This window comes from Monashia sp. HAY1-5C (genome assembly GCF_056755255.1).
This window is the reverse complement of record NZ_JBPGXG010000432.1, coordinates 1-263: the sequence shown is the minus strand read 5'-3', so window position 1 is coordinate 263 and position 263 is coordinate 1. Positions and strand designations below refer to the sequence as shown.

The 263-nt window shown below is 52.5% G+C and carries 1 protein-coding gene; it reads left to right on the top strand.

The features are described 5' to 3' along the window. A partial coding sequence (locus tag ACR9ZK_RS22330) for a diguanylate cyclase domain-containing protein (protein ID WP_481344124.1) occupies positions 1-263 on the top strand: 263 nt, incomplete at both ends.

Genomic DNA, 263 nt, shown 5'->3' with positions numbered 1-263 from the left:
GAAAGGTCGTCGCTCTCTTGGAAAAGGCATCGCAGGCGGGGAATTCCCTGGCCGTAGCCTTTGTCGATCTTGATAATTTCAAGCTGGTGAATGACAGCCTTGGACATGCCGCCGGGGACGAATTGCTCAAGGTGGTTGCCCAGAGGATATCGGCGCAAATTAAAAGCAGCGGCATCGTGTCGAGGATCGGCGGCGATGAGTTCATCATTGTTCTGGAAGAGAACCAGGACCCTTTCCATGAAAGACTCAAGGCTATTCTCGAA